The organism is Seongchinamella sediminis (assembly GCF_003457605.1).
In the GTDB taxonomy this organism is placed as follows: domain Bacteria; phylum Pseudomonadota; class Gammaproteobacteria; order Pseudomonadales; family Halieaceae; genus Halioglobus; species Halioglobus sediminis.
On sequence record NZ_QRAN01000001.1, the window covers coordinates 258,605 to 282,085 of the forward strand.

Annotated in this window: 19 protein-coding genes; 17 read left to right on the top strand and 2 right to left on the bottom strand. The window is 63.9% G+C overall.

Annotated elements, in window-relative coordinates; all coding sequences use genetic code 11:
* Positions 1-8 precede the first annotated feature (8 nt).
* The 10 genes from DWB85_RS01040 (at position 9) to DWB85_RS01085 (ending at position 8,622) form a co-directional block, all read left to right on the top strand.
* Positions 9-575, top strand: coding sequence for a GspH/FimT family protein (locus tag DWB85_RS01040; RefSeq protein WP_205422634.1), 567 nt, complete (start codon positions 9-11; stop codon positions 573-575).
* Positions 572-988, top strand: a complete 417-nt coding sequence (gene gspI, locus DWB85_RS01045) for a type II secretion system minor pseudopilin GspI (RefSeq protein ID WP_239017185.1) — start codon at positions 572-574, stop codon at positions 986-988. The genes DWB85_RS01040 and gspI overlap by 4 nt, the downstream gene beginning before the upstream one ends.
* On the top strand, positions 981-1,637 hold the full coding sequence (gspJ, locus tag DWB85_RS01050; RefSeq protein ID WP_117952328.1) for a type II secretion system minor pseudopilin GspJ: 657 nt from the start codon (positions 981-983) through the stop codon (positions 1,635-1,637). The genes gspI and gspJ overlap by 8 nt, the downstream gene beginning before the upstream one ends.
* Entirely contained in the window at positions 1,618-2,691 is a 1,074-nt protein-coding gene (gene gspK, locus DWB85_RS01055; RefSeq protein WP_275399554.1) for a type II secretion system minor pseudopilin GspK, read from the top strand. Before gspJ ends, gspK begins: the two co-directional genes overlap by 20 nt.
* Positions 2,676-3,875 carry a type II secretion system protein GspL gene (gene gspL / locus DWB85_RS01060; protein WP_117952329.1) on the top strand — a complete coding sequence of 400 codons (1,200 nt, stop codon included), beginning with the start codon at positions 2,676-2,678 and terminating at the stop codon, positions 3,873-3,875. The genes gspK and gspL overlap by 16 nt, the downstream gene beginning before the upstream one ends.
* Positions 3,872-4,345 carry a type II secretion system protein GspM gene (gene gspM, locus DWB85_RS01065; RefSeq protein WP_117952330.1) on the top strand — a complete coding sequence of 158 codons (474 nt, stop codon included), beginning with the start codon at positions 3,872-3,874 and terminating at the stop codon, positions 4,343-4,345. The genes gspL and gspM overlap by 4 nt, the downstream gene beginning before the upstream one ends.
* Before the next feature lie 14 nt (positions 4,346-4,359).
* The gene (gspN, locus tag DWB85_RS01070) at positions 4,360-5,088 is read left to right on the top strand and encodes a type II secretion system protein N (RefSeq protein WP_162845961.1); all 729 of its coding nucleotides are present in this window, start codon (positions 4,360-4,362) and stop codon (positions 5,086-5,088) included.
* Positions 5,089-5,180: 92 nt separating this feature from the next.
* Complete coding sequence (locus tag DWB85_RS01075) at positions 5,181-5,360, top strand: rubredoxin (protein ID WP_117952332.1); 180 nt, start codon at positions 5,181-5,183, stop codon at positions 5,358-5,360.
* A 90-nt stretch (positions 5,361-5,450) separates the two neighbouring features.
* Positions 5,451-7,235, top strand: a complete 1,785-nt coding sequence (locus tag DWB85_RS01080) for an aminopeptidase P family protein (RefSeq protein ID WP_117952333.1) — start codon at positions 5,451-5,453, stop codon at positions 7,233-7,235.
* 37 nt (positions 7,236-7,272) lie between these two features.
* Complete coding sequence (locus tag DWB85_RS01085) at positions 7,273-8,622, top strand: sodium-dependent transporter (protein ID WP_117952334.1); 1,350 nt, start codon at positions 7,273-7,275, stop codon at positions 8,620-8,622.
* 26 nt (positions 8,623-8,648) lie between these two features.
* Here the strand turns inward: DWB85_RS01085 and cls are convergent, their stop codons facing one another.
* A complete protein-coding gene (gene cls / locus DWB85_RS01090; RefSeq protein ID WP_117952335.1) occupies positions 8,649-10,088 on the bottom strand; it encodes a cardiolipin synthase in 1,440 nt (479 codons plus the stop codon).
* A 3-nt stretch (positions 10,089-10,091) separates the two neighbouring features.
* A complete protein-coding gene (locus DWB85_RS01095) occupies positions 10,092-10,376 on the bottom strand; it encodes a hypothetical protein (RefSeq protein WP_117952336.1) in 285 nt (94 codons plus the stop codon).
* A 125-nt stretch (positions 10,377-10,501) separates the two neighbouring features.
* On the opposite strand from DWB85_RS01095, the gene DWB85_RS01100 reads away from it, so the two are divergent.
* The 7 genes from DWB85_RS01100 to DWB85_RS01130 all read left to right on the top strand — a co-directional run bounded on the left by DWB85_RS01100 (position 10,502) and on the right by DWB85_RS01130 (position 23,480).
* The gene (locus DWB85_RS01100) at positions 10,502-13,063 is read left to right on the top strand and encodes an AAA-type ATPase lid domain-containing protein (protein ID WP_117952337.1); all 2,562 of its coding nucleotides are present in this window, start codon (positions 10,502-10,504) and stop codon (positions 13,061-13,063) included.
* A 2-nt stretch (positions 13,064-13,065) separates the two neighbouring features.
* Entirely contained in the window at positions 13,066-13,635 is a 570-nt protein-coding gene (locus DWB85_RS01105; RefSeq protein ID WP_117952338.1) for a hypothetical protein, read from the top strand.
* Between the two features lie 200 nt (positions 13,636-13,835).
* Positions 13,836-14,246, top strand: coding sequence for a response regulator (locus DWB85_RS01110; protein WP_117952339.1), 411 nt, complete (start codon positions 13,836-13,838; stop codon positions 14,244-14,246).
* Between the two features lie 4 nt (positions 14,247-14,250).
* Positions 14,251-14,823 carry a chemotaxis protein CheW gene (locus DWB85_RS01115; RefSeq protein ID WP_117952340.1) on the top strand — a complete coding sequence of 191 codons (573 nt, stop codon included), beginning with the start codon at positions 14,251-14,253 and terminating at the stop codon, positions 14,821-14,823.
* Positions 14,810-16,903 carry a methyl-accepting chemotaxis protein gene (locus DWB85_RS01120; protein ID WP_117952341.1) on the top strand — a complete coding sequence of 698 codons (2,094 nt, stop codon included), beginning with the start codon at positions 14,810-14,812 and terminating at the stop codon, positions 16,901-16,903. The genes DWB85_RS01115 and DWB85_RS01120 overlap by 14 nt, the downstream gene beginning before the upstream one ends.
* Before the next feature lie 60 nt (positions 16,904-16,963).
* On the top strand, positions 16,964-19,375 hold the full coding sequence (locus tag DWB85_RS01125; protein ID WP_117952342.1) for an Hpt domain-containing protein: 2,412 nt from the start codon (positions 16,964-16,966) through the stop codon (positions 19,373-19,375).
* Positions 19,376-19,409: 34 nt separating this feature from the next.
* On the top strand, positions 19,410-23,480 hold the full coding sequence (locus DWB85_RS01130; protein ID WP_133300535.1) for a hybrid sensor histidine kinase/response regulator: 4,071 nt from the start codon (positions 19,410-19,412) through the stop codon (positions 23,478-23,480).
* Position 23,481: the final 1 nt, after the last annotated feature.

Here is a 23,481-nt window from a genome sequence, read left to right on the forward strand (position 1 = left end):
GCCCTGGCGTGAGCGGTCACCGTCAGCGCGGCTTCAGCCTGCTGGAGCTGCTGGTGACCCTGTTCGTGGTGGTGCTGGTTACCTCCCTGGTGACGCTGAATATCGGTTCCGGGGATCGCGACGTACTGTTGCGCGCGGCGGTGGAGGAGCTGGCAGACAGCGCCAGCTATGCCCTCGATGAGGCCCAGTTCACCGGCATGAATTACGGCCTGATGCTGCACATGGAGGACGATGGTGGCCAGTGGCGCTACCGCTACGACTGGTGGGAGCAGACCCCCGTGGGCTGGCGTGCGCCTGCCAGCGGCAAGGATGTATTCGCTCCCGGCGAGCTGCCCGCGGGTATCGAGTTACAGCTGGAGCTGGATGGTCTCATCCAGGAGCAGGAATTGCTGGTGAGCAACAGCGCCGCGCCGCAGCCGCAAATCATCCTCTACGCCAGCGGCGAAACCGTGCCCGGTGCCATCGAATTACGCGATCGCGACAGCGGTGAAATATTGTGGCGGATCGAGTGGAGCCTGCTGGGGGACTTCCAGCTGCTGCACCGCGGGCAAGCGCTGGATGAGGCAGCGTTTTGACGCGACTGGCCAGCAGTCGCGGTTTCACTCTGGTGGAGGTGATGGTGGCGCTGGCCATTGTCGCCCTGGCGCTACCGGCGCTGATGTTTGCCCTGCAGCAGCAGCTTGATGCCACCGGCTACCTGCGGGACAAGTCTATCGCTCACGCGGTGGCGGCGAATAAATTGGCGGAAGTGCGCATACTGGCCCTCGCCAGCGCCACCCTTCCGGAGGACCGCGAAAGCGGCGTGGTCACCATGGCCGGGCGCGAGTGGTACTGGTGGCTGCGCAGTGAACTCACCGAGGTGCCGCTGTTTTATCGCCTGGAAATTGCCGTCGCCCTGGGCGAGGATGATGAGCAGTCCCCGCTTTACAGTCTGGTGGCGTTCCTGCCCGCGGATCTGGAGGCGGAACTGGAGGTGCCCCTTGAGTAGGCGCATGACGGCGCGCGGCTTCACCCTGGTGGAAGTGCTGATCGCCCTGGCTATTTCCGCCTTCGTCTCGGTGATTGCCTACAGCAGCTTCTCCCGGGTAGTCGATGGGGTAGAGCGGACCCAGGCCACCGCCGAGCGCGTCTACGCGATCAACCGGGCGTGGTTGATCATATCCCGCGACCTGGAACAATTCGTGGCGCGCCCGGTACGCGATGAATTTGGCGAGCTGGAGCCGGCCCTGCACGGCGGGATGGCGGCCCGCTTTCTGCTGAGTTTTACCCGCTCCGGCTGGCACAACCCGCTGGCGCATGCGCGCTCGGAACTGCAGCGGGTCAACTACCGACTGGAGGCAGACACCCTGTGGCGCGACAGCTATCCCGTGCTGGACCGCTCCGGCGATACCCCGGCGCAGGAGGTGGCACTGTTGACGGGGGTGGAGGAAATGCGCGTGTTGTTCCTGGACAGCACCGACAATGCCAGGACAGTGGGCCAGAGCACGGAGCTGGACACCCGCAGCTGGCCGGAGAACTGGGTTGCCGACACCAGCCAGCCCGGTCAGGTACCCGACCCGCCACTGGCGGTGGAGCTGCGCTTGCAGTTGACGGACTGGGGCGAGATGAGGCGCATTTATGCACTGCCGCCGCTCTAGCCGGCCTGCGCGGCAAGGGGGTGCTGCCCTGGTTCTTGCCATGCTGATCTTCGCGCTGTGCGCGGCGCTTATTGTGGCGATGAAAAGCGACTTCGAGCGGCTGTACCAGCGTGGGGGCAATATTTTCGTCACCGAGCAGTCCCGGGCTTACCTGCGGGGAGCGGAGGGCCTGGCGACCCTGGCGCTGCTGGCGGACTGGGACGTGGACCAGCAGCAGGGCGAGGCAGCAAAGGACACTCTGGAGGACATCTGGGCGCGGGAGGAAGTGCCCTATCCCCTGGACGAGGGCGGCTGGCTGTCCGGCCGGCTCGAGGACCTGCAGGGCCGCTTCAACCTCAACCACCTGGCGGATAAGGCAGAAGAGGGTGAGGGCAAGCCGCCATATACTGCTGCCCAGGCCCAGTTTGTGCGCCTGTTGCTGGCGGTGACCGATGAGCGACTGGGGGAGTCCGAGGCCATGGCCATCGCCCGCTCGATCGGCGACTGGCTCGACGCCGACAGCCAGCCGCGTTTCGATGGCGCCGAGGATGATTACTACGCGGGCCTGACGCCCGCCTATCGCGCCTCCAACCAGCCCATGCTCAGCGTGACCGAACTGCGGGCGGTCAAGGGGATGAGCCCCGAGCTGTACCAGGCCCTGGAGCCCTGGGTTACCGTCTGGCCGCTGCAGCCCGGCCCGCTGAACATCCACACCGCGCCGGCCATGGTACTGCGCTCGCTGGGTCCCGACGACAGCCTGCGCCCCCTCGGCGAGGCGGATGCCCTGTCCCTGGTCGCCCAGCGCTGTGACAGCGGATTTGCCGACATCGGGGAGTTCCTCAACCACCCCGCACTGGCCGACAGCAAAGACCGGATGACTGCGTCCCAGGCCCTGCTGGACGAACAAACAGGGTATTTCCTGCTGCGCGCCCGGGTGGAAGTTGCCGGCAGGAACCAGCGCTTGTACAGTGTGCTGGAGCGTAAAAACCGCCGGGTGAGCGTCCTCAGCAGGGCCACCGATGGCAGAATGTTCCTGCCGGAAACCGGGAGAGTAGAGACTTGCGAGACCTTGTAGTAATCCGGCTCATTGCCGGCCGGCTGGCCTGGTACCCCCCGGGGGCCAGCGAGGGTGCCCAGTGGCTGGACCAGGAGGAGGCCCAGGCTCGGCTGCGCGCGGTGATCAGCCAGCGCAAGCTCACCCCGGTTTTTGCCGTGCCCGGCGAAGCGCTGCGCCTGCTGCCACTGCAGATTGCGGCGGAAGAGCGCCGCCACCTGGCCCTGTCACTGCCTTTCATGCTGGAGGAAGAGCTCAGCGAGGATGTCGGTGAACTGCATTTCGCCAGTGTGGCACGGGGCAAACTGGACTACGCCGTTGCTGTCTGCTCACGGGATAAAATGGCTGGCTACCAGCATCTGCTGGAGCCCTTTCCCGGTATTAACCAGTGGTTGCCGGAGCCGCTGTTACTGCCCTGGCAGGCGGGCGAGTGGTGTCTTGTGCTGGAAGCGGAACGGGCCATAGTCCGCCTCGGAGAATGCGAGGGATTCGCCATCGAGCGGCAGATGCTGCCAACCATGCTGGACGCGGCCCGGGTCGAGTCAGGCTCACCGGCTGCTATCGTCATCTACGGCCAGGACCAGGCGGCGGACACTGCCCTGGTAGCGGAGGAACTGCAGTCCCTGGTGCAGTGGCGCCAGGGCGACCTGTACGCGGCCATGCTGGTCGCCGAGATGCCTGCCCAGCCGCTGAACCTGCGCCAGGGGGAGTGGGCGGTGCGCCTGCCCCTGGAGCGCTGGTGGCAACAGTGGCGGGTCGCCGCGATGTTGTTCGGCGCGGCGGTAGCGCTGCACATGCTCGCCACCTGGAGCGATTACCGGCAACTCGAGCAGGAGAACCTCGCCCTGCGCGGTGCGGTGCAGGAGAGCTATCGCCAGGCCTTCCCCCGGGGGGCAGTAGTGGATGCGGAAAAACAGCTGCAGCGCCAGCTCGACAGTATGACGGGCTCGCCCCAGGGAAGCGGTTTTGTCGGCCTGGTCGCCCGGGTGGGTAATGTCGTGGCCGCCGCCGACGGCAGTATCGTCAGCATCAATTACAACAGCAAGGCCGCCGAAGTCCGGTTAAATCTGCTGGCGGCAGACTACGATGCCGTTGAACGCATCCGTTCCGGATTTGTCAGGGACGGCCTGCAGGCGACACTGGAGAACAGCAGCGCCCAGGGCGACCAGGTACGCGCACGCATGCGGGTGGGAGGCAGCTCATGAAACAGTGGTACGCCGCATTGACCCAGCGAGAACAGTTGAGCCTGCTGGTGATGGGCCTTGCACTTGCCCTGTACCTCGTCTTCGTCCTGCTGCTGGCCCCGCTGGCGGATGCCCGCGACCGCATGGCGCAGCAGAACCGGGGCGTCGCGGAAACCCTGCAGCGGGTGGATAGCCTCGTTTCACAAATTCTCCACCTGCGTAAGAGCGGCAGCGACAGCGGTGCCCGCCGCAATCTGACCAGTCTTATCAATCGCTCCACCGGCGAGTTCGGACTGCAGGTTAACCGGCTGCAACCCAACAGCCGCGGTGAGGTCCAGGTGCGGCTGGAGAATGCGTCCTTCGATGAGCTCATCGCCTGGCTGCACCAGATGGAGTACAGCGAGGGCCTGTTGGTCAGCGAGGCCTCTATTACCCGGGCAGGCAGCGTCGGCAGGGTCAACGTGACGGTGAGGTTGGCCCAGGCAGGATGAAAGTATCCAGAGTTTTGACTGGTCTGGCGGGCGGCCTGGTCCTGGCATTGCTGCTTGTGGCCACTGCGCCGGCGCGGATACTGCCGGGCATCCTGCCCGGGCAGATCAAGTTACAGGGCCTGAGCGGCACGCTCTGGCAGGGCCATGCCAGCCGCACACTGGTTGCCATCAATGGCGGCTGGTTGCAGCTGGGCGCCAGCGAATGGCGGCTCAGCCCGCTGTCACTGCTGCTGTTGTCACCGGGCCTGGAACTGCAGAGCCAGTGGGGCCGGCAGACACTGCGAGCCGACCTGACGCTGCGCTCCGCGACGGATGTGGACCTGGAGAAGGTGGACCTGTTGCTCGATGCCGGGCTGTTGCGCCAGTTCCTGCCGGTCGCCCTGGCGGGCGATATCGCGGCCCAGTTCGAGCACTTGAAGATTCGCCAGCGAGCCCTGCAATTCGCCGAGGGGCGCGTGGTCTGGCAGGGGGCCGGCTGGCTGTCGCCCGAGGGTCGCCGCCCGCTGGGCAGTTACGCGGTAGATGTCCGCACCAGCGACGAGGGGGTTATCAGCGGCAAGATTATCACCCTGGCGGGCGAGCTGCAGGCGCAGGGCGACCTGCGGCTGCAGCAGTCGCAGTACGAAATCGACCTGAGCCTGCAGGGGAAAGCGCTGGATGATCCGCAGCTGCGGCAGGCCTTGCAGCTGGTGGCCGCGCCTGCTGGCGATGGCTTCAGGGTTGAACTGGAGGGCGGGCTCTAGACGCTGGTTCAGCAGAGTAGACGGTGGCTTATCGCCAATGTTCATGGCCCCGCCTTATAATTTACGAGCTAACCGACACGGTGACTGGAACCATGGCTGAAACTGAGTTCAGGAAGTACGAGTGCGTAATCTGCGGCTTTATCTACGATGAAGCCGAAGGACTGCCGGACGACGGCATCCCGCCGGGTACGCGCTGGGAGGACCTGCCCGAGGACTGGGAGTGTCCGGACTGCGGTATTTCCAAGGAGGATTTTGACCTCTACGAGGAATAGGCTGCGCCGGGGCGGACCCGGCTGCCGCCGCGCTGCAAGCGGGGCTTGTTTTCGGGTACACTGGCGCCCAAATCACCCCGGAACACACACATGACTGTTATAGCTGAGCGCCTGGCCGGCGTACGCAGGCTGATGGCGGAAGCGGGCTACGATGCCCTGATCGTCCCGCGCGCCGACGAATACCTTGGGGAGTATATCCCCGCCCACAACGAGCGCCTGTACTGGGTATCCGGGTTCACCGGTTCCGCCGGCGCCGTGGTCGTGCTGCCTGAGCGAGCGGCAATTTTTGTCGATGGGCGCTACACCGTACAGGTGCGCAACGAGGTCGACAAGGAACTGTTTGAGTACCATCACCTGATCGAAGAGCCTCATGCCGGCTGGCTGGTAAAGCAGCTCGACAGCGGTGCGCGGGTGGCCTGTGATCCGCGCATGCACAGCCTCAGCTGGTTCCAGGCCACGCGCAGGACCCTTGAGAAGGGTGGCCTGGAACTGGTGGCCACCACTGATAACCTGATTGATCGCAGCTGGCATGATCGCCCGGAACCCGCGATAAGCCCGGCGTTGCTGCTGGGCGAAGAATTCACCGGCAGTTCCTCTGCCGCAAAACGCCAGCGCATTGCCGCCGACCTGGCGCAGCAGGGCGCCGATGCCGCCCTGGTATTTGCCGCCGACTCGGTCAGCTGGCTGCTCAACGTGCGCGGCACCGATATTCCCTGTCTGCCCATTCTGCAGAGCTTTGCCCTGCTGGAAAGCAGCGGCGAGGTCACCGTTTTCGTCGAGCCGGGACGGGTGCCCGAGGGCTTTGCCGCTCACGTGGGCGAGGGCGTGCGCACGCTTCCCGAAACCGCGGCGGAAGAGTTCCTGAGCGGCTATGGTGGCAAGAAGGTAGTTGCCGATCCCGACAGCGCCAATGCCTGGACCCAGCTCACTCTTGCAGCCGGGGGGGCGGAACTGGTGGCTGCGCCAGATCCGGTGTTGTTGCCGAAGGCCGCCAAGAACGCGGTGGAAGTGGCAGGCGCGCGCAGCGCCCATCGCCGCGACGCCATCGCCGCAGTGCGATTCCTGGCCTGGCTGGACGCCGAGGTGGCCGCCGGCCGCCTGCACGACGAGGCGGCGCTGGCGGACAGGCTGGGGGCGTTCCGCGACGAGGGCGAGCAATACCACGGGCCCTCCTTCGATACCATTTCCGCCGCCGGCCCCAATGCCGCGATGTGTCACTACAACCACCTCAACGTGCCCCGACCCGGCGCCGTCAGCCTGGGCAGCGTGTACCTGGTGGACAGTGGCGGTCAGTACAGTGACGGCACCACAGATATCACCCGCACGGTCGCCATTGGCGAGCCCCCGGCGGAGATCCGGCGCATGTTCACGCTGGTGCTCAAGGGGCATATCGCGCTGGACCAGGCGCGTTTTCCCGCCGGTACCACCGGCAGCCAGCTCGATGTGCTGGCCCGCCAGTTCCTCTGGCAGGAGGGCTTTGACTATGACCACGGCACCGGTCACGGGGTAGGCGCCTTCCTCAGCGTACACGAGGCTCCCCAGCGTATCGCCAAGGCACACAACCCTTTTGCCCTGCTGCCGGGGATGATTGTCAGCAACGAGCCGGGCTATTACCGGGATGAGGGGTTTGGTATCCGCTGCGAGAACCTGGTGGTGGTGCGGGAGGCCGAGACCGCCGGGGAAACACCGATGTACGAATTTGAGGCCCTGACCCTGGTGCCTTTCGACCGGCGGCTCCTCGACCTGGAACTACTGACAGCCGTCGAGCGCGCGTGGATTGATGACTACCACGCACTGGTGGCGCGGGAGATCGGGCCCCTGCTGGCGAGCGCGGAGGACCGTGGCTGGCTGGAACAGGCCACCCGCCCGCTGTAGACTGCAGGCACAAGCATAACAACAAGGGGTTAACAGCATGGCCGGATCAGCCTCAGAACACTGGTCTTCCCGGTTCGCGTTCATTATGGCTTCGGTGGGCTTCGCCGTGGGCCTGGGCAACATCTGGCGTTTTCCCTATGTGACCGGGGAAAACGGCGGTGCCGCCTTCGTCATTATCTACCTGGCCTGCGCTTTCGGTATCGGCGTGCCCATCCTGATGGCGGAGATTCTCATTGGCCGTCGGGGCAAGGGCAGCCCCCCCAGCGCCATGGCGGCGGTTGCCCGGGAGAGTAAGCGCAGCACTCACTGGAAGGTGGTTGGCGCCATGGGCCTGCTCGCCGCCTATACCATCGAGATCGTCTATGCCGGTGTGGTGGGCTGGGTTCTGTGGTACCTGTACAAGGCGGTTACCACCGGGTTTGTCGGCGTTGACGCCCAGGTGGCGGAGGCGACTTTCAGCGGCGTACTGGCGGACAACCTCGGCATGCTGTTCTGGACTCTGGTGGGCCTGGCGATTACCGGGCTTATCATCTATTCCGGCGTCAAGGGCGGTATCGAGCGCGCGGTGCGGGTGATGATGCCGGCGATGTTCCTGCTGCTGGTGGGGCTGGCGACCTACAACTACTTTGCCGGCGGATTCGGCAAGGCGCTGGAGTGGCTGTTTACCCCGGATTTCAGCAAGATAGGGCCAACCACGCTGCTGGCTGCCATCGGCCAGGCCTTCTTTTCCATTAGCGTGGCCATGGGGGGGATGATGACCTACGGTTCCTACCTGCCACGATCCATTTCCATCACCCAGTCGGTGATGATTATTGTCGTCGCCGATACCCTGGTGGCAGTGCTGGCGGGGCTGGTGATCTTCCCCGCCGTATTCAATTACGGCCTGGATCCGGCGGCCGGCGCCGGGCTGATTTTCCAGACCCTGCCGGTGGCCTTCGCCCAGATGCCGGGCGGCTACGGCTTCAGCATCCTGTTTTTCGTCATGCTGTCTGTTGCCGGCATTACCTCGATGGTGGGCCTGGTGGAGTCGGTCAACTCCTGGGCCGAAGAGCGCTTCTCCATACCGCGCCACAAGAGCGCGCTCATCGTGGTGGGCTCCGTGGCCGCGCTCAGCGTGATCAGCCTGATGTCGTATAACGTCATGGGCGACCTGTCCATGGGGGGACGCAACTTCAATGACATCATGGATTACTTCTCCAACCAGATCCTGTTGCCCCTGGGCGGCCTGCTGATCGCGGTATTTGCCGGGTGGGTGATGCGCCGGGATTACAGCCGGGATGAGCTGGCGATACAGAACGGTTTCGGCCATAGCCTGTGGTACCTGTCGATACGCTTTATCGTGCCGCCGGCGCTGCTGGTTATTTTCGTTATGGGCGTCAGCGGCTAGCGGGCCGGACCCATGCCCGGCTGCCGCTACAGCACCGGGGCAAACAGGCGGGCGATGGCCATGGCGACGATAAACCAGGCGGGCCTGGTGGCGAATTCATCCAGGCCAACCTGGCGGCTGCGGCCCATGTCCCGCTCCAGCATTGCCTCCACTTCGCGGGCGAATACCTGGTCGTGGGCCAGCACCGTGATTTCGAAGTTGAGCCGGAAAGACCGGTTATCGAAGTTGGCAGTACCAATACCTGCCAGCTGGTCGTCCATCAGCAGCACTTTCTGGTGCATGAACCCGCCCTGGTAGCGGTAGAATTTGATACCTGACGCCAATAGCTCACGGGTGAAGGACCAGTTGGCCATGGCAACCATGGGGCCGTCCGGTTCATCGGGAATAATCACCCGCACGTCCACGCCGCGCAGGGCCGCCAGCTGCAGGGCCGCCACGATGCCCCGGTCAGGGACGAAATAGGGGCTGGCGATCCACACCCGGTGCTCGGCGCCGACGATGGACTGGTGGTACATCAGTCCGGCTTCCTCGTACTCACTGGCCGGATCCGAGGGAAACACCAGTACCGTGCTGTCGCCGCGGGCAGCGCGGGAAAAATTCCAGGGAATTTTCAGCTGCTGGCGGGTGGCCCACAGCCAGTCCGTGGCAAAGGCCAGTTCCGCCCCCAGCACCGCCGGGCCCTCAAAGCGCACGTGGGTATCGCGCCAGTGGCCCACCTTGCGGTCCAGGCCCAGGTACTCGTTGCCGACGTTGTGACCGCCGATCCACGCCACGCTGCCGTCGACCACCACGACCTTGCGGTGGTTGCGAAAATTCAGCTGAAAGCGGTTGCGCCGGCCCTGGGTAGTATTGAAGGGGGCTGCTTCCACGCCCGCCAGCAACAGTTGCCGGCGCAGCCGCGAGCGGTGAAAGCTGCGGCTGCCGATCTCGTCGTAGAGCAGGGCCACCGTCACGCCCGCGCGAGCCTTGTCGGCGAGGATGCGGCACAACTGGCGGCTCAGGTCGTCGTCGCGGATGATGTAGAACTGAAACAGGATGTAGGTCTCGGCGCTCTCCAGCCCGGCGCGGATATCGTCGAAAGTAGCCGTGCCATCAATAAGCAGGCGCAATTTGTTGCCGCGGGTGGCCGGCATCCGCGCCAGGTTAAACAGGCTGGTATACACCGGCTGGCCGGCAATCCTGGGGACCACGTGATCCTCGATCCTGTCACTGGTCGCTGACAGCAGGCGCCGTGAGTGGGTCTCCATCTCGTCGCGCTGCTCGAGGTAGCCATCGAAGCGGTTGCGACTGAAGATCAGGTAAAAGGGCATGGTCAGCATGGGAAAGGTGAGCAGCGAGAGGGCCCAGGCGATGGCCCCCTGCGGTGTCCGGCCCTTGAGTATGGCTTCCACCGCGCAGGCGATCGCACCCAGGTATAGCAGTACCAGGCCGGCGGCGATCAGCTCTCCCAGTAATGGAATCTCCATGCTTTATGCCAGCGGTACGCGGTGCAGTTGCCGGATGCTGGCCGCATCCAGGCCCTCGTGAGGGCAGGCGCCAAAGTCTCCGTGGTGCAGGTCAATGGTGTCGCCGGCGAGCTGCAGCCAGGGCGCTTTTGCGCCCCGCAGGGCCGCCAGTGGGTCGGCGGCCTCCCCGCTTTCTTCCGCCGGCAGTTCGTCGGGAACGGTCACCGGCGCCGAGGGAATAAACTGGATCAGGGCAAAGGCAGTGGCCAGGACAGCGAAAGCCAGCCACCACAGGAATTGTTTGTTCAAGGTACGCTCCGCCAGCTGCAGTTGATGGGCACGCGATCGAGCATAGCACTGCGCGCCAGCGGGCGCATCGCGGCTGGTATGTCATTTGCTACTGCGGCGCTGGCATATCCCCTATACTGAGGCCAGTGACTGCACTGGACCAACACTATAAGGAGATCGGCACCTGCCTGGTCATTGTCGACCGGGGCAGCCAGCTTGTGCTGGCCAGTTTCGGCAAGCTGCCCTTTGTGGTGGGCGACGGGCTGGTAGGGCGCGACTGGCGCGATGCACTGGCGATCCCGGCGGACAGCACCGCCGTCGTCAGCCAGGCGATCATCGCCGGTATCGCCGCCGCCCTGCCACCGCTGATTGTCGGCGCCGGGGCCGACGGTGACTTGCTGATGGCCGGGCTGCTGGCGCCGCAGCGCTGGCAGGGCGCTGATGCGGTACTGATGTTCCTCCGCCCGCTGCACACCCCCTGGGGTATGCAGGTGGAGGAGCAAGTCCAGCCCGAGGATATTGTTGCCGTGCTGGGGGTGGACCGGCTGGAATTCAGTCCGGCCTGGGGGGTTCCGGAAACCGAAGGCCTGATGATGGAATTGCGGGTTGGCCTGCAGCAAATCCTGCGTGATGAGGACTGGCTGGGGCTGCCGGAGGGCAGCACTATAGCGGTCGTTCTCCGGGGCCTGGACCTGGAGGCGGCGCTGGATGTCAGTCGCGCCCTGTCCTCCCACCTGCACCAGTTTCTCGCCGGCTGCAGCGGCGGGGCCCAGTACGCCCGGGCCTGTATCGGCCTGTCCCAGCGGCTGGAAGGTCAGCCTGCGCTCAGCGCCCTGGTGGCCGCCAACGGGGCCCTGCTCCAGGCCCAGGCCGGCAGTGAGGAGCGCATTCGCTATTCCAGCCCCTGGGACCCGCTTGCCCAGGCGGCCCGGGCACTGAGCGCGACCGGTATTTTTCGCGATGCTGCGATCGACCCGCGCCAGCGGCAGTTGTTGGCCGACCTGGTGGCCCTGCCGCCTCCGACCCGGCGCCTGGATGACTATGCCGCCAGGGTGCTGGCCCTGGTCCTGGCGCAGCCGGGACTGGCGGCCGCCGCCCTGCTGCAATTCCTCCATGATGGCCAGGCCGATTGCCTGGCGGCCGCCACCGCCACCGAGGGCGATGTCGAGCCGGTTGCGCCGTCGCAGTTGCCAAAGGCGATGCAGGCGCTGCTGCGCCAGCTGGATATACCCACGCTCTCGGCCGGTGAGCCGACGCTGCCGGAGAACATCGAATTGTGCCTGCTGCGCAGCGGCGGGCATCTGGTGGGGGCCTTGCTCGTATTGCAGTGCGGGCAGGCGGCCTTTCTCCCTGGTGCCGGCGCGCTGCAGCATCTGGCGACCCTGTTGTACCAGGGCCGCCAGAGCAAGCAGTCGGTGGCGAAACCGGCCGCTGCCCTGGTACCGGCGCCGAGGGAAATGGAAAAAGGCATCCAGGGCTATGTTCTGGACAACATGGAAGGTGCGATCGACCAGGCAATGTTCCTGGCCCGGGTCAACATGCCGGTGGCCGTGGAAGGTGAGCGGGGCACCGGCAAGTACTATGTTGCCCAGGTCGTGCATAACGCCAGCGGCGGTGACCCCGACGGCCTGGTGCGGCTGGATTGTCGCTCTTTTCGCACCCGCAGCGAAGCCTGGGCCACAATCAGCCGGGAGCTGCGGCAGGGGGATGGCCGGACTCTGGCGTTCAAGTCGCCCCAACTGCTGCACATGGAGACCCAGGGCAAGCTCGCGCGCCAGTTGGCCACCCGCACCACCAGCGATGACGGCGGCAGCCAGTACCTGGCGCGCAACCGCTATGTCGGCTTGTTCCCGGCGTCACTGGCGACGCTGGTGGAGCGCCGGGAGCTGGATCCGCGGCTGGCCAGCGTGTTCGGCGGTTACCCGATCCGGGTGCCGCCCCTGCGGGAGCGGCCGCGGGCGGTGCTGCGCTGGGCCCACAAAATCCTGGAACAGGAGAGCACCCAGCAGGACCGGCGAATATCGGGTTTTACGCCGGACGCCGAGCAGGCCCTGCTGCGGCACAGCTGGCCGGGTAACATCAGCGAGATGCGGGAAATGATCAGGGCCGCGGTCGAGCGCACCGACAAGGAGTGGGTGACGCCGGTGGACCTGGGACTCTTTGTTGGCATTTCCGCTGACGGCCTGGCGACGCCGGTGCCGGAGCAGCGGCCTTTCCTGAGCGCCCGCGCCGAGGTCGAGGTCGAGGCGGTGGGATACAGTCCCTCCGTCCAGGAAGAGCTGCGCCTGGCACTGGGCCAGGCGCTGGCGGCATCGCTGGAGACCGGGGTGTTGCGCCCCCTGGGAGCCTGGCTGGATGACGAGCTGATCGAGGCCGCCCTCGACCGCTGTGGCGGCGATGGCAGGGGTGCCGCGGAATACCTGCAGACCCGCAACCGCAATATCGGGCGCTGGCTGCCGCGGGTTAAAGCCAGCGGGGCTGAACGCGAGGCCAGCCTGCTGTGGCAGGAGAGCCGCCGGCTGGTGCGTGAGTGGGTGATGGAATCGGTGCCACCGGAGCAGCCGCCGCAACAGGTGGCCCAGGATATGCTGCTGGCGCTGGTGCTGCAGCAGTGCAGCGACACCAGTGTCGCCGACAGGGCTACAATCATGGGGGTGTCGACCCCAACGTACCAGAAACGCGTCAAGCAATTGCTGGAGGACGTTTAAGCGTGGCAGACGATCGCAAGAGCCTGGAACAATGCGCCCGGGAGTATGAGCAACTGGCCGGCGACAAGCTGCCGCCCAGCCTCGGCTTTTCGGCCCGACTGAACATGCTGTGGGACCTGGCCGGTGTCGCCCCATCACAGTTTGAGGGCAGGGTCCTGGGAGTGATGGGCATTAACAGCCGCTGGCGGGAGTCGGATATACGCAAGTGGTTGCAGAAAGATGTGCTGCCGCCGCGTGAGGATTTGCGCAATATGGTGCGCTTCCTGGTGGCCCAGCTGGACGATGAACAGGACATCGAGCGCTGGGAGGCATTCCTGATCTACGGCTCGCCGGTGGTTTCCTCGCCGGTCAATCACAGCATGTACCGGGAAGACCAGACCCGCCGGGAGATTGCCTCGCTGATTTTCGCCCAGCTCACCGATGAGTACGGCATCCCGCCGTCCTCCTACGACGCGGACAAGGCCTTCCAGCGCTGCCTTAGCCTGATGCACAAGTTCAACATCTACGAACTGCAGGACTTCCAGCCCGGCCATCTGGAGCCTTTTCGCAACTACATGTTCCCCAGCGAGTAGCCTGCAAACGGCAAAAATGCCGGTGATTTGACCCTCCTTATCCCGCTGGCACCGTTTTGTGCGCCAGATCACATGTCCCCCGCCATTTTCTGGAGAAAACTCCAGTTTTTGGTTGCTGGTCGATTTCGCCCACTGAAATACTGTGGAGGCTAGAACCCCATGTGATCCGACTCACATTACTGACGCGAAGTGAGGGCAGAATGAACGAACAAACCGAAGAAATGGACATCAGCGGCGTAAAGATCGCCATTGTCGATGATGCCAAGACCATCCGCATGATGATGTCCCATACCCTGAAGGGTATGGGCTGCGAGGTTGAGTGTGCCGAGGATGGCTACAAGGCGCTGGGCATGCTGCGCCGCTTCAAGCCGGATCTCATTTTCCTCGATATCACCATGCCGGAGCTGGATGGCTACCAGACCTGCACCCTGATCCGCAACGCCGAGGATACGCGCAACACGCCGGTGGTCATGCTGTCTTCCTCCGATGGCATTTTTGACATCGCCAAGGGCCAGGCCCGTGGGGCCACCGCCCACGTCACCAAGATTCCGCCCGAGAGCGTGCTGCGGCAGCTGATTTTCAACCACACCAAGCAGCGCGTCGCTGCCTGAGCGCATGAGTACCCCGGCTATCCAGGCGCTCGATGCTCTCGCCCAGCGCTTCCGGGAGGAGGCGGTAGAGGCACCGGTGCGGAATCTGGAACGGATGGAGTGGGTGGGCACCTGCCTCGGAATCGCCGGGGTGCCGCTGCTGATCGGCGAAGGCGAGCTGGAAGAAATCATCGAAACACCGAATGTGATGAGCATCCCCGGTACCAAGCCATGGGTGCTGGGTGTGGGTTCGCACATGGGCGGACTGATCCCCATCATCAGCGGCGATGTGTTTTTCCGCCAGCGTCCCTATGTGGGCCGGGTGCGAGACTATTGCATGGTGCTTCGCCGCCCCGGTTTTTACTTTGGTATCACCCTCAGCGGGCTGGAGCGGGATATGAAGTTCCCGCTGGAAAACCGCGACATGGAAACCGAGGTCGACCCCGATTTTGCCGGCTACACACTGGGTGGCTTCGGCGACGGCAAGCGCTTTCTGGCGGTGCTCGATATCGACAAACTGATTACTGACGGCGACCTCTCCAATGCCGCTGCCAATGACCCTTCTTCAAGTGAGGAACAAGCCAATGAACAAGACTGACAAGATCGGCGCCGGCAAGTTGCGCGCCCTGCTGATGGGGCTGGGCATCGTCGCCTGCCTCGGCGGCGTAGCCTACAGCTTTCTCACTATCCAGCAGGAGTCTGGCCAGGAGACGCAATACGGACAGGCAGCCGATGAACTGGCCAGTCTGGCGCGTCAGGTAACGATCAGCGCCCGGGCGACAGCTCTCGGCAAGCAGCAGGCCTTTACTGACCTCGGCCAGCAGGTGCAGCGTTTCGAGGCACAGCTCGCGCTCATCGATGCCCCCGAACTGGTGGATGAAGTCAGCATGGTGGACCTCAACTGGCAGCCGATCAAGCGGGCATCGCAAACCCTGCTGGAGGCGGCGCCCCGTATTGTATTCGTACAGGGAGTGGCATCCGAGCTGGAAACCAATATCGAGCCCATGCAGCGCGAACTGTCGACCGTGGTCAGCGTCCTGCAGCGCCAGAGTGTCTCTACCGAAACCCTGCTGGCGGCGCAGAAAGCACCCTGGCTGCTGGAACGTATGGCGCGTAACGTTGACCGTACCCTGGTCGGCAACGCGGACAGCCAGGTAGCCGCCGACGAGTTTACCAGCGACGCCGCCGACTTCTTCCGAATTATCGAGGGCCTGACCCGGGGTGATGAACTGATCGGTATCGACAAGGTAAGCAATACGGCGGCTATCGAGGCTCTCAGCAACGCTTTCCGCTTGTTCTCCGGGGTTTCCACCTCGATCGACCGGATCGCCGGCGCCTCCGGTGAGTTGCGCCAGGCCGCCGCCGCCCGTCGCGCGATCAGCGAAAACAGCGTGGCCCTGATTGACTCGATTGCCGCACTGCAACCGGCTATCGCCAGCCTGGCCGTTGGACGGCTGTACAATGAGGGCAGCCTGCTGGTGCTGTTCGTGGCCCCCGGACTGCTGGCAGTCGTGTTGCTGGTGACCATGATGCTGGGCCAGCGTCGCCGTGATTCCTACACTGCCCGCGGTGTGGCCGAGATCAACGGCGTGCTCAAACAGATTTCCAAGGGCGACCTGACCGTGACCGTGGCCGAAGAGAACTCGGTAACCAGCGATATTGCCCAGGGCCTGAATGCAGCCACCAGGCACCAGTGCCAGCTGATTCGCGACATTCGCACTCCCTTCGAGAGTTCGGTAGAGGCGATTAATGCGATTGGCGAAAGCGCCCGGGCCCAGGTGGAGAAAGGCCGGGAGATGACGCAATCGGTGGTGGAGACCACGGAAACCGCGACAGAGATGGTGCGCACCAGCGAGGAGATCAAGTCATCGACCGCCCAGGCGGCGGAAACCTCTGACAGCAACTGCGAGAAGGTTGCCCTCGGATATGAGCTGACCAAGGATATGTCCAAGGCTTCGGTCGACGTGCGCGAGTCGGTCCAGGAAACCTCCAAGTCTGCCAAGCGCCAGAGCGAGCTGATTCAGTCGGTAACCGCCGCTGCTGAGTACATCCAGGCACTCAACACCAAGATCTCGGTTGTGGCGATCAACACCCGCATCGAGGCCGAGAAAGCCGGCGAATACGGTCGTCCCTTCCTCGGTATTGCCGAGTCTATCGCCGATCTGCTGCGCGAAGCGGAGGAAGAGGGCCGCAAGATTATTTCCGAGGTGAGGATGCTGCAGAACATGTCCGCGGACAATCTGGCCAGTATGGAGAATACGGTGGGCACGGTGGTGACTATCCTCGAGTATATCGATCGTCTCGACAATTCCCTCGAGGAAATCAACGCCGGCTCGGATGCAATCAGCAAAATCATCCGCAACGTGGATGACGCCGCCGGCAAGTCGGCGGTCAGCGCCCTGCACATGAGCAGCTCAATGGCGGAAATCGCCGAGCGTAACCTGGAGATTACCGAGTTGAACGCGGTAACCCAGAAGGGCGTGAACTCGCTGCAGCGCTCCATGCACAGTGCCGTCACAGGCCTTGCCCAGTTCCGGATCGACGGTGACGGCGCCTACAGCGCGCCGGTGGTGAGCGAGGTGGACGAACTGGAAAGCATCAGCGGTGCAACCAGGATTTACCGCGAAGAGGAAATGAGTGCGCTGGAAGGCACCGAGCAGAAAACAGCTTCACTATAAGGACAGCAAGCGGCGGATCCATGCCCCGCCCTCGCGCACACAAGAACCGGAGGTTTAGTAGTGGCCAGTAAAACTGACATCGTAGCCCTGAAGTGGGTTGTCGGCCTGATGAATAAGCAGGCTGAGAATGCCGAGGCTTCCCTGGTCGAATACAGTAATGATACTACCCAGAAGCGGCCGCTGCTGCAGTGTATGTGGGCGGTGCACCAGATTACCTCTACCCTGCGGGCGCTGGGTATGCGCAAGGGTGAGATGCTGACCCTGGAGATGGAACGCAGCCTCAACTACCTGTACAAGGACAAGGTGGTCGGAGAGCGGCGCAAGCTGACCATGGGCGGCCTGATGCAGGCCCTCAAGGTGCTCCCCGCCTACCTGGCGCATGCCCAGAACGCGCGCGCCGATACCGGCCAGGGCCTGGAACAGCACGTCAACGACCTGCGCCGCTGGATCGGCGAGCGTCCCCGTCCCAAGGCGTTCTTCTTCCATATGGATATCCCGGAAGGCCGCGGCATTACCGAGGGCGGTACCCTCGCCGATCATGAAGAGATCCGGGAGCGGGCCAATGTCATGCTGGCGCTCTACCTGGAGATGGCCAAGATGGCCCTGCGGCGCAAGAATGTGGGCGAGAGCATGAAGACCGTGGCCCGCATCTCCCGGCGCATGCAAACCATGTTCAGCGGCAGCGAACCGGAGCGCTTCTGGTTCACCATGGTGGGAATCTGTGAGGGCATGGCCGGCGGGCTGATCGTTCCCGACGAATGTATTGCCCAGATCTTCAAGTCCGGCGCCTTCATGATCAAGTATGCGCGGGAAAACGGTGCCCAGGTCGATGCCGCGGTAGATTACGACAACCTGCAGCAACAGATGCTGTTCTACATCGCCAGCTGCAAGGCGCGGCCTGTCCATATCAGTCGCATTCGCGAGGTGTTTTCCATCGACGACAACACCCTCGAAGAGGCCAATCGCGGGCTGATTCACATGGATGCGCTGGTTACCGCGCTCAGCTCGGCACTGGACCAGCTCAACGGCGTGATCGATTACCTCAACGCCAGGGACCTGACCGCGATAGCCAATGCGGGTAACGAGGAGCTGGACCCCGGCGCGCTGGCTGGCATAGAGGCCACCCAGTTCCGCCTGGAGGCGGCCGGGCAGATGACCCATGCTGAATCCCTGCGCACCGTGCAACGGCGGCTGGAGAGCCTGTTTAACGGCGCCTACAACAATTCTCCCGCCCAGCTCAACCAGGTAATCAACGAGATCATCCGCGGCATCGTCGATGTGAAACTGGATATAGAGCACAAGCTGGAACACGGCTTGTGCAGCTCCTTTTCCAGCCGCGAGTTTGAGCTGCGGGAAAGCGTGGTAACCGCCACCTTCAATCACATGGGCCTGGTGGAAAACTACATGCACCAGATCCTGCGCCGCAAGGAGCTGGCCAGCGCCCTGGCGCGCAAGCCGAACGACGCCGAGAGTACCCTGCGCCTGACTGTGGCCCTGAACCGTCACCTGAACAAGACCGACCAGGGCCATGAGCCGCTGCGCCAGGCGGTGCGCGATGCCGACGCTGGTGACCCGGACCTGGACCTGCTGTTCGACCTGGCGAGAGAGTTCCTCAACGAACAGGAGACCATCCCCGACCGCAAGGCGATCGACATGTCGCTGGAACTGCTTGCGGAAATTTCCGGCGCCCTCGGTTTCGCCGGCATGGAGCGCGAGGCGCGGATAATCGATCACTGTCACCAGTGGCTGGGTGCGGCCAGCAAGGGCGGCGCGGTGCGTGAGGACGACGCCTTCCGCTGCTTTGCCGAGGCCTTTGCCCAGCTGGAGCTGCACCTGCAGCGCTCCATCGTCGACCCGCTGGACGACACCTCCCACATGCTGGCGATTGCCGAGCAGCGCGCTGCCGAGCTGGACGGCTACGCCAGCGGCCTTTCTACGGGCGCCGACGTGGCAACCACCAGCTGGACAGAGCCCCGCAACTATGTCGAGGACGCCGAGGTTCCCGCCGAATTCCGCGAAGTCTTCATCGAGGAATCCGAGGAGATTGTCCAGGAGATCACCCGGCTGACACCACTGTGGATGGCCGACCAGGCAAACCTGGACATCCTGCGTGATATCCGCCGCCACTTCCACACCTTCAAGGGCAATGGGCGGGCGGTTGGCGCGAATATTCTCGGCGAGCTGGGCTGGGCGGTACAGGATTTGCTGGACCGGGTCCTGGACGGTGACATGCCAGTATCGGATCCGCTGCGCGCGCTGCTCAACGACGTGGTTGCCTGCCTGCCTGACCTGGTGATGTCCTACCGGGAAGGCAATGCCTGGGACCCCGCCCATGTCCGCGAGCTGACCGACCGAGCATTCCGCATGGCCGAGGTTGGGGCGGAGGACCTCGCCCAGGGCCTGGTACAGGTCGAAGATAATGTACACGGTGGTGCCCCTGACGCACCAGTCTCCGAAACGCTGGGGCAATAGGCCCGGCAAAAAAAAGACACAATGGAGAACTATCGTGCAATCTGACAAAGAACATGCAGCAACATCGGACGATGCCATGCTGGATACCGTTGAGAGCTCCAAGGAAAGCACGCTCGAATGGTTGATGGAACTGGATCGTGACGAACCGGAAGAAAACCTGTTCGTGGTCGAAGGTAAACGCTCGGCAGATTTCTCGCTGAGCGCCTATGAAGCAGAAGTGGCGGCGCGGCCGATGGTCCGCGGGCGGGCCGGCGCAGATGACCTTGATACTTACATCGGTGAAGAGATCGTACTCTCGGAACCCGGCGGCAATGATATTTACAGCACCAGCGCCAGCGCCGAGACAGACACGGCGCAGGCGAAAGAAGAGGAAGCCTTCGAGGGCCTGATGGCCATTGAATTCTCCCGCGCCTCCAATGAAGAGGCAGAAGGTCTTGCCACCAATGTCGTTGACGGCAGCGATATTCTCGGCCTGCAGGACGACGATGACATCGGTGACTCCTATCTGGTGGTCAAGCGGGTCAAGAAGGCCGCTACAGCGGATCCGCAGCCTGAAATCGCTGCGGCGGCGGAGCCGGCGCCGCTCGTCGAGGCGGAGCCGGTGCCAGAGCCGTCGCTGGCCGAGGTCAATGCGGCGGATTTTGGCGAAGAGATTACCCTGGAGGCTCTGCCGTTGGAGCCGGATGTCGAGGATGCCATCGATCTCAGCGTCGAGACGGTGGTTACCGAAAGTCTGCCCGAGCCCACGGGCGACGCGCCGGCTGACCTGGCGGGCACTGAGCCTGCCGCGGCGGAAGTAGAGCCCACGGATGTCGACGATTACGTCAACAGCGTGCCGCTGCCGGACGATGACCAGGCCTTTGACGACTTCCTGGTCGCGGGCAATAACCTGGCGGTTGGCGAGGACGATTTCGACGGGCTCAGCCTGGAGGCCAGTAACGACCAGTTCCGCGCCGACGCCAGCGTCGACAGCGATCTCGACCTGCACGAGGACTTCGCCGCCATGGCGGGCTTTGGCGATGACCTGATGGCCGTCATCACCCCGCGTCTGGCCGATTTTATGGACGAGGTCAACGCCGCGATTACAGCCCGGCTGTCGGCTCTGGGCAGACCGTCAGGGTCGGTAATTGCCGATGTGTCGATTGCGACCGATGAACAAACTGCGTCGCTGGCGGTGAAGCAGGGCTATGAGCCCGTCTCCAGCATTTGCACCGAGGTGCCGGAAGCATTGACGGGACTTGAACGTCGGCAGGTGGAGGCAGTCCTGTTGCGACTGGTCGAAGTGGCCAGCGGCGCCAACTGCAACCGCCTGTTCCAGGATGAGCCCGCCCCGGCGGCGGCAGCGGACGAGTCGGTACTGACGGTGGTGGAGAGCAGTATCCCTGGCGACGACATATTCGCCGATGAGTTTGACACCGAACAGCTGCCGCCAGCGGACTGGGCGCCCGATGATGGTGAAATTGACGCCTTGTTCGATGATCTCGACGGCGAGGAACTGGACCTGGTTGCGGACAATATGGCGGCCGCATCCGGCGAGGACATCGACCAGTTGTTCAGCGATCTCGGTATGGCCAGCGAGAACAGCGGGGAGATCTGCGGCGTCGAACTGGAGGAGTTTGCCGGGACCGAGGGCGAGTCTGGCAGCGAGCCAGTGGCCGCGGAGCCGGCGGTTGCCGCAGCTGCCACCGCCACCGATGAGGATATGTCCTGGTGCATACCGGCGGGCATTCACTTCAGCCACAGCAGCCCTGGCGGTGGTGAGATTTTCGCCGAGTTCCTGGACGCCTTTATCGAGGAAGGCTCATCCGAACTGGAGAAGCTCGAGGACGCCATCAGCGGTTGGGAGGCGGACATCGGCTCCGATGCCAGTTACACCCAGGTGGCGCGTATCCTGCACACCATCAAGGGAATTGCCAAGGGCGTCGGCCTGCATTACTACGGCACCCTGATCCACAACTTCGAAACCCTGCTCGACGCCTTGTCGCGGCCTGCCGCCGAGGGCGCCGCTGATTATTTCCGCATCGTCAACGCCTGGCTGGACGCGGCGGTCCGCGGTATGGATTTTGTCCAGGACCAGCGCCGGGATATTGTCAGTGAGTTCCCCCACCGCAGGGTGAGCCCCGCGGCCGTCGCGGAGCCGGTCGTCGCAGCGCCGGCGCCAGAGGAGCCGGCCGAGGAGCAGCCAGTTACTGCTGCCGAGGTCGTCGACCCGGCCCCGCGACCCGCTGGCGACAGCAGGCGCAAGCAGGAAGACAAGAAACTCGCCGACGAGGGCGCCCGGGCGCTGGCGGCACAACAGTCAGTGCGCATTACTTCGGAGAAGCTGGACCTGCTGCTCAACCTGACCAACCAGGCCCAGCAGCTGGGTGTGCGCACCGCCCAGAGCACCAACCGCAACAAGCGGGCCTCGGCGGAACTGCAGGGCCGGCTGTCATCGGTGCGGGCGCAGATCGCCGATATTGCCGACCGCGCCCTGTTCAACGTCAACGCCAGGACCAGCAATCACTCGGCGGAACTGGATGCGCTGGAAATGGACCAGTACAGCGAGCTGCAGGAGGCCGCCAATATTCTGCGCGAGGGTGTGGAGGACCTGGCGGACCTGATCGAGGTGGCCAGCCGCCACAACGCCCAGGCGGAGGCGCTGTTGAAGCAGCAGGCCACCGTAATCGGCTCTATTGGCTCGTCTATTCGCGCCGCCCGGGTGGTGCCCGTGTCGCGGCTGATGCCCGGCCTGCGCCGTCTGGTGCGCACGGTCAGTAACGATCTTGGCAAAGACGTCGCCTTCCGGGTCGCCAACGAGGTGGGCACCCTGGACCGGGATGACTATGCCCGCTGCCAGACTATCCTCGAGCACATGGTGCGCAACGCGCTGGACCACGGTATTGAATCCGTCGCGGAACGCAAAGCCAGCGGCAAGCCCTCGGTAGGGCAGATAACCCTGGATGTGCGCATGTCCGGTTCCGATTCGATCATCGTGCTGTCCGACGATGGTCGCGGTATCGACCCGGAAGCAATGCGCGAATCTGCAGTGCGCAAGGGCCTCGACGTCGACGCCTATGCGCTCAGTGACGATGAAGCTCTCAACCTGATATTCCACAAGGGCTTTTCCACCGCCGCCCAATTGAGCCAGATCTCCGGGCGCGGGGTGGGTATGGATATCGTCCGCAGCGAGCTGCAGGAGATGGGTGGCGATATCCGCATTGAGTCGCAGGTGGGCAAGGGGACGTCTTTCCATGTGCGCATACCCACCAACGTCACGGTCAACGGCGCTCTGCTGGTATCCGCCGGGGAGAACTCCTACGCCATCCCGCTGGGCGGCCTGGTTTACGTCGACGAGGTGCCGGTCGAGCAGTTCTTTGCCGCGGTCGAGCGCGGTGAGCGCCTGCAGCTGTCGGGCATGGACTGTGAACCGGCCTACCTGGGCACCCTGTGCAACAGCGGCAGCCTGCCCGATCGCTCGAGCTGGCGCAGCACGCTGCCGGTGATTGTGGCGGGATCGGAAGCCCGCTACATGGCCATCGCCATCGACGACGTGGAAGAGGCGCTGGAACTGGTAATTCGCTCACTCGGGGTCCAGTTCGCTTCTGTGCCGGGCGTGGCCGGGGCCGCGACCACGGCGGATGGTGAGGCGGTGGTTGCCCTTGACCTCAATGTCCTTGTCAGCTGTTACGGCGAAGGCCAGGCTATTGCGGTGCCGGATGACCAGCCCGATGAAGACAAATTTGTCGCACTGGTGGTTGATGACTCCAGGACTCAGCGGATGGTGGCCACCAGCCAGCTGGAGACCGTGGGCATAGAAACAGCGACGGCGGAGAACGGGGCGGTGGCCATCGACTGGCTCAATACCACCGAACAGCTGCCCGATGTCATCCTGCTGGATGTAGAAATGCCGGTGAAAGACGGCATCCAGACTCTGCGGGAAATTCGCAATTCAGCCCGCTTCAACCACATACCCGTGATAATGATTACCTCCCGGACCGGTGTGAAGCACCGTACCCTTGCGGAGGAGGCCGGCTGCAACGGTTACATGGGCAAGCCCTTCAATTTCCGCATGCTGATCGGGCAGATCAATGAACTGACCGGTCAGCGGCTGGAACTGGGCTAGG

Bases quoted from the DNA above. Each gene is read 5' to 3' on its own strand.
- DWB85_RS01110 (WP_117952339.1), top strand. From the start codon at position 13,836: ATGAACGAACAAACCGAAGAAATGGACATCAGCGGCGTAAAGATCGCC.
- DWB85_RS01080 (WP_117952333.1), top strand. From the start codon at position 5,451: ATGACTGTTATAGCTGAGCGCCTGGCCGGCGTACGCAGGCTGATGGCG.
- DWB85_RS01115 (WP_117952340.1), top strand. From the start codon at position 14,251: ATGAGTACCCCGGCTATCCAGGCGCTCGATGCTCTCGCCCAGCGCTTC.
- DWB85_RS01075 (WP_117952332.1), top strand. From the start codon at position 5,181: ATGGCTGAAACTGAGTTCAGGAAGTACGAGTGCGTAATCTGCGGCTTT.
- gspK (WP_275399554.1), top strand. From the start codon at position 1,618: ATGCACTGCCGCCGCTCTAGCCGGCCTGCGCGGCAAGGGGGTGCTGCC.
- gspM (WP_117952330.1), top strand. From the start codon at position 3,872: ATGAAACAGTGGTACGCCGCATTGACCCAGCGAGAACAGTTGAGCCTG.
- DWB85_RS01085 (WP_117952334.1), top strand. From the start codon at position 7,273: ATGGCCGGATCAGCCTCAGAACACTGGTCTTCCCGGTTCGCGTTCATT.
- DWB85_RS01120 (WP_117952341.1), top strand. From the start codon at position 14,810: ATGAACAAGACTGACAAGATCGGCGCCGGCAAGTTGCGCGCCCTGCTG.
- cls (WP_117952335.1), bottom strand. From the start codon at position 10,088: ATGGAGATTCCATTACTGGGAGAGCTGATCGCCGCCGGCCTGGTACTG.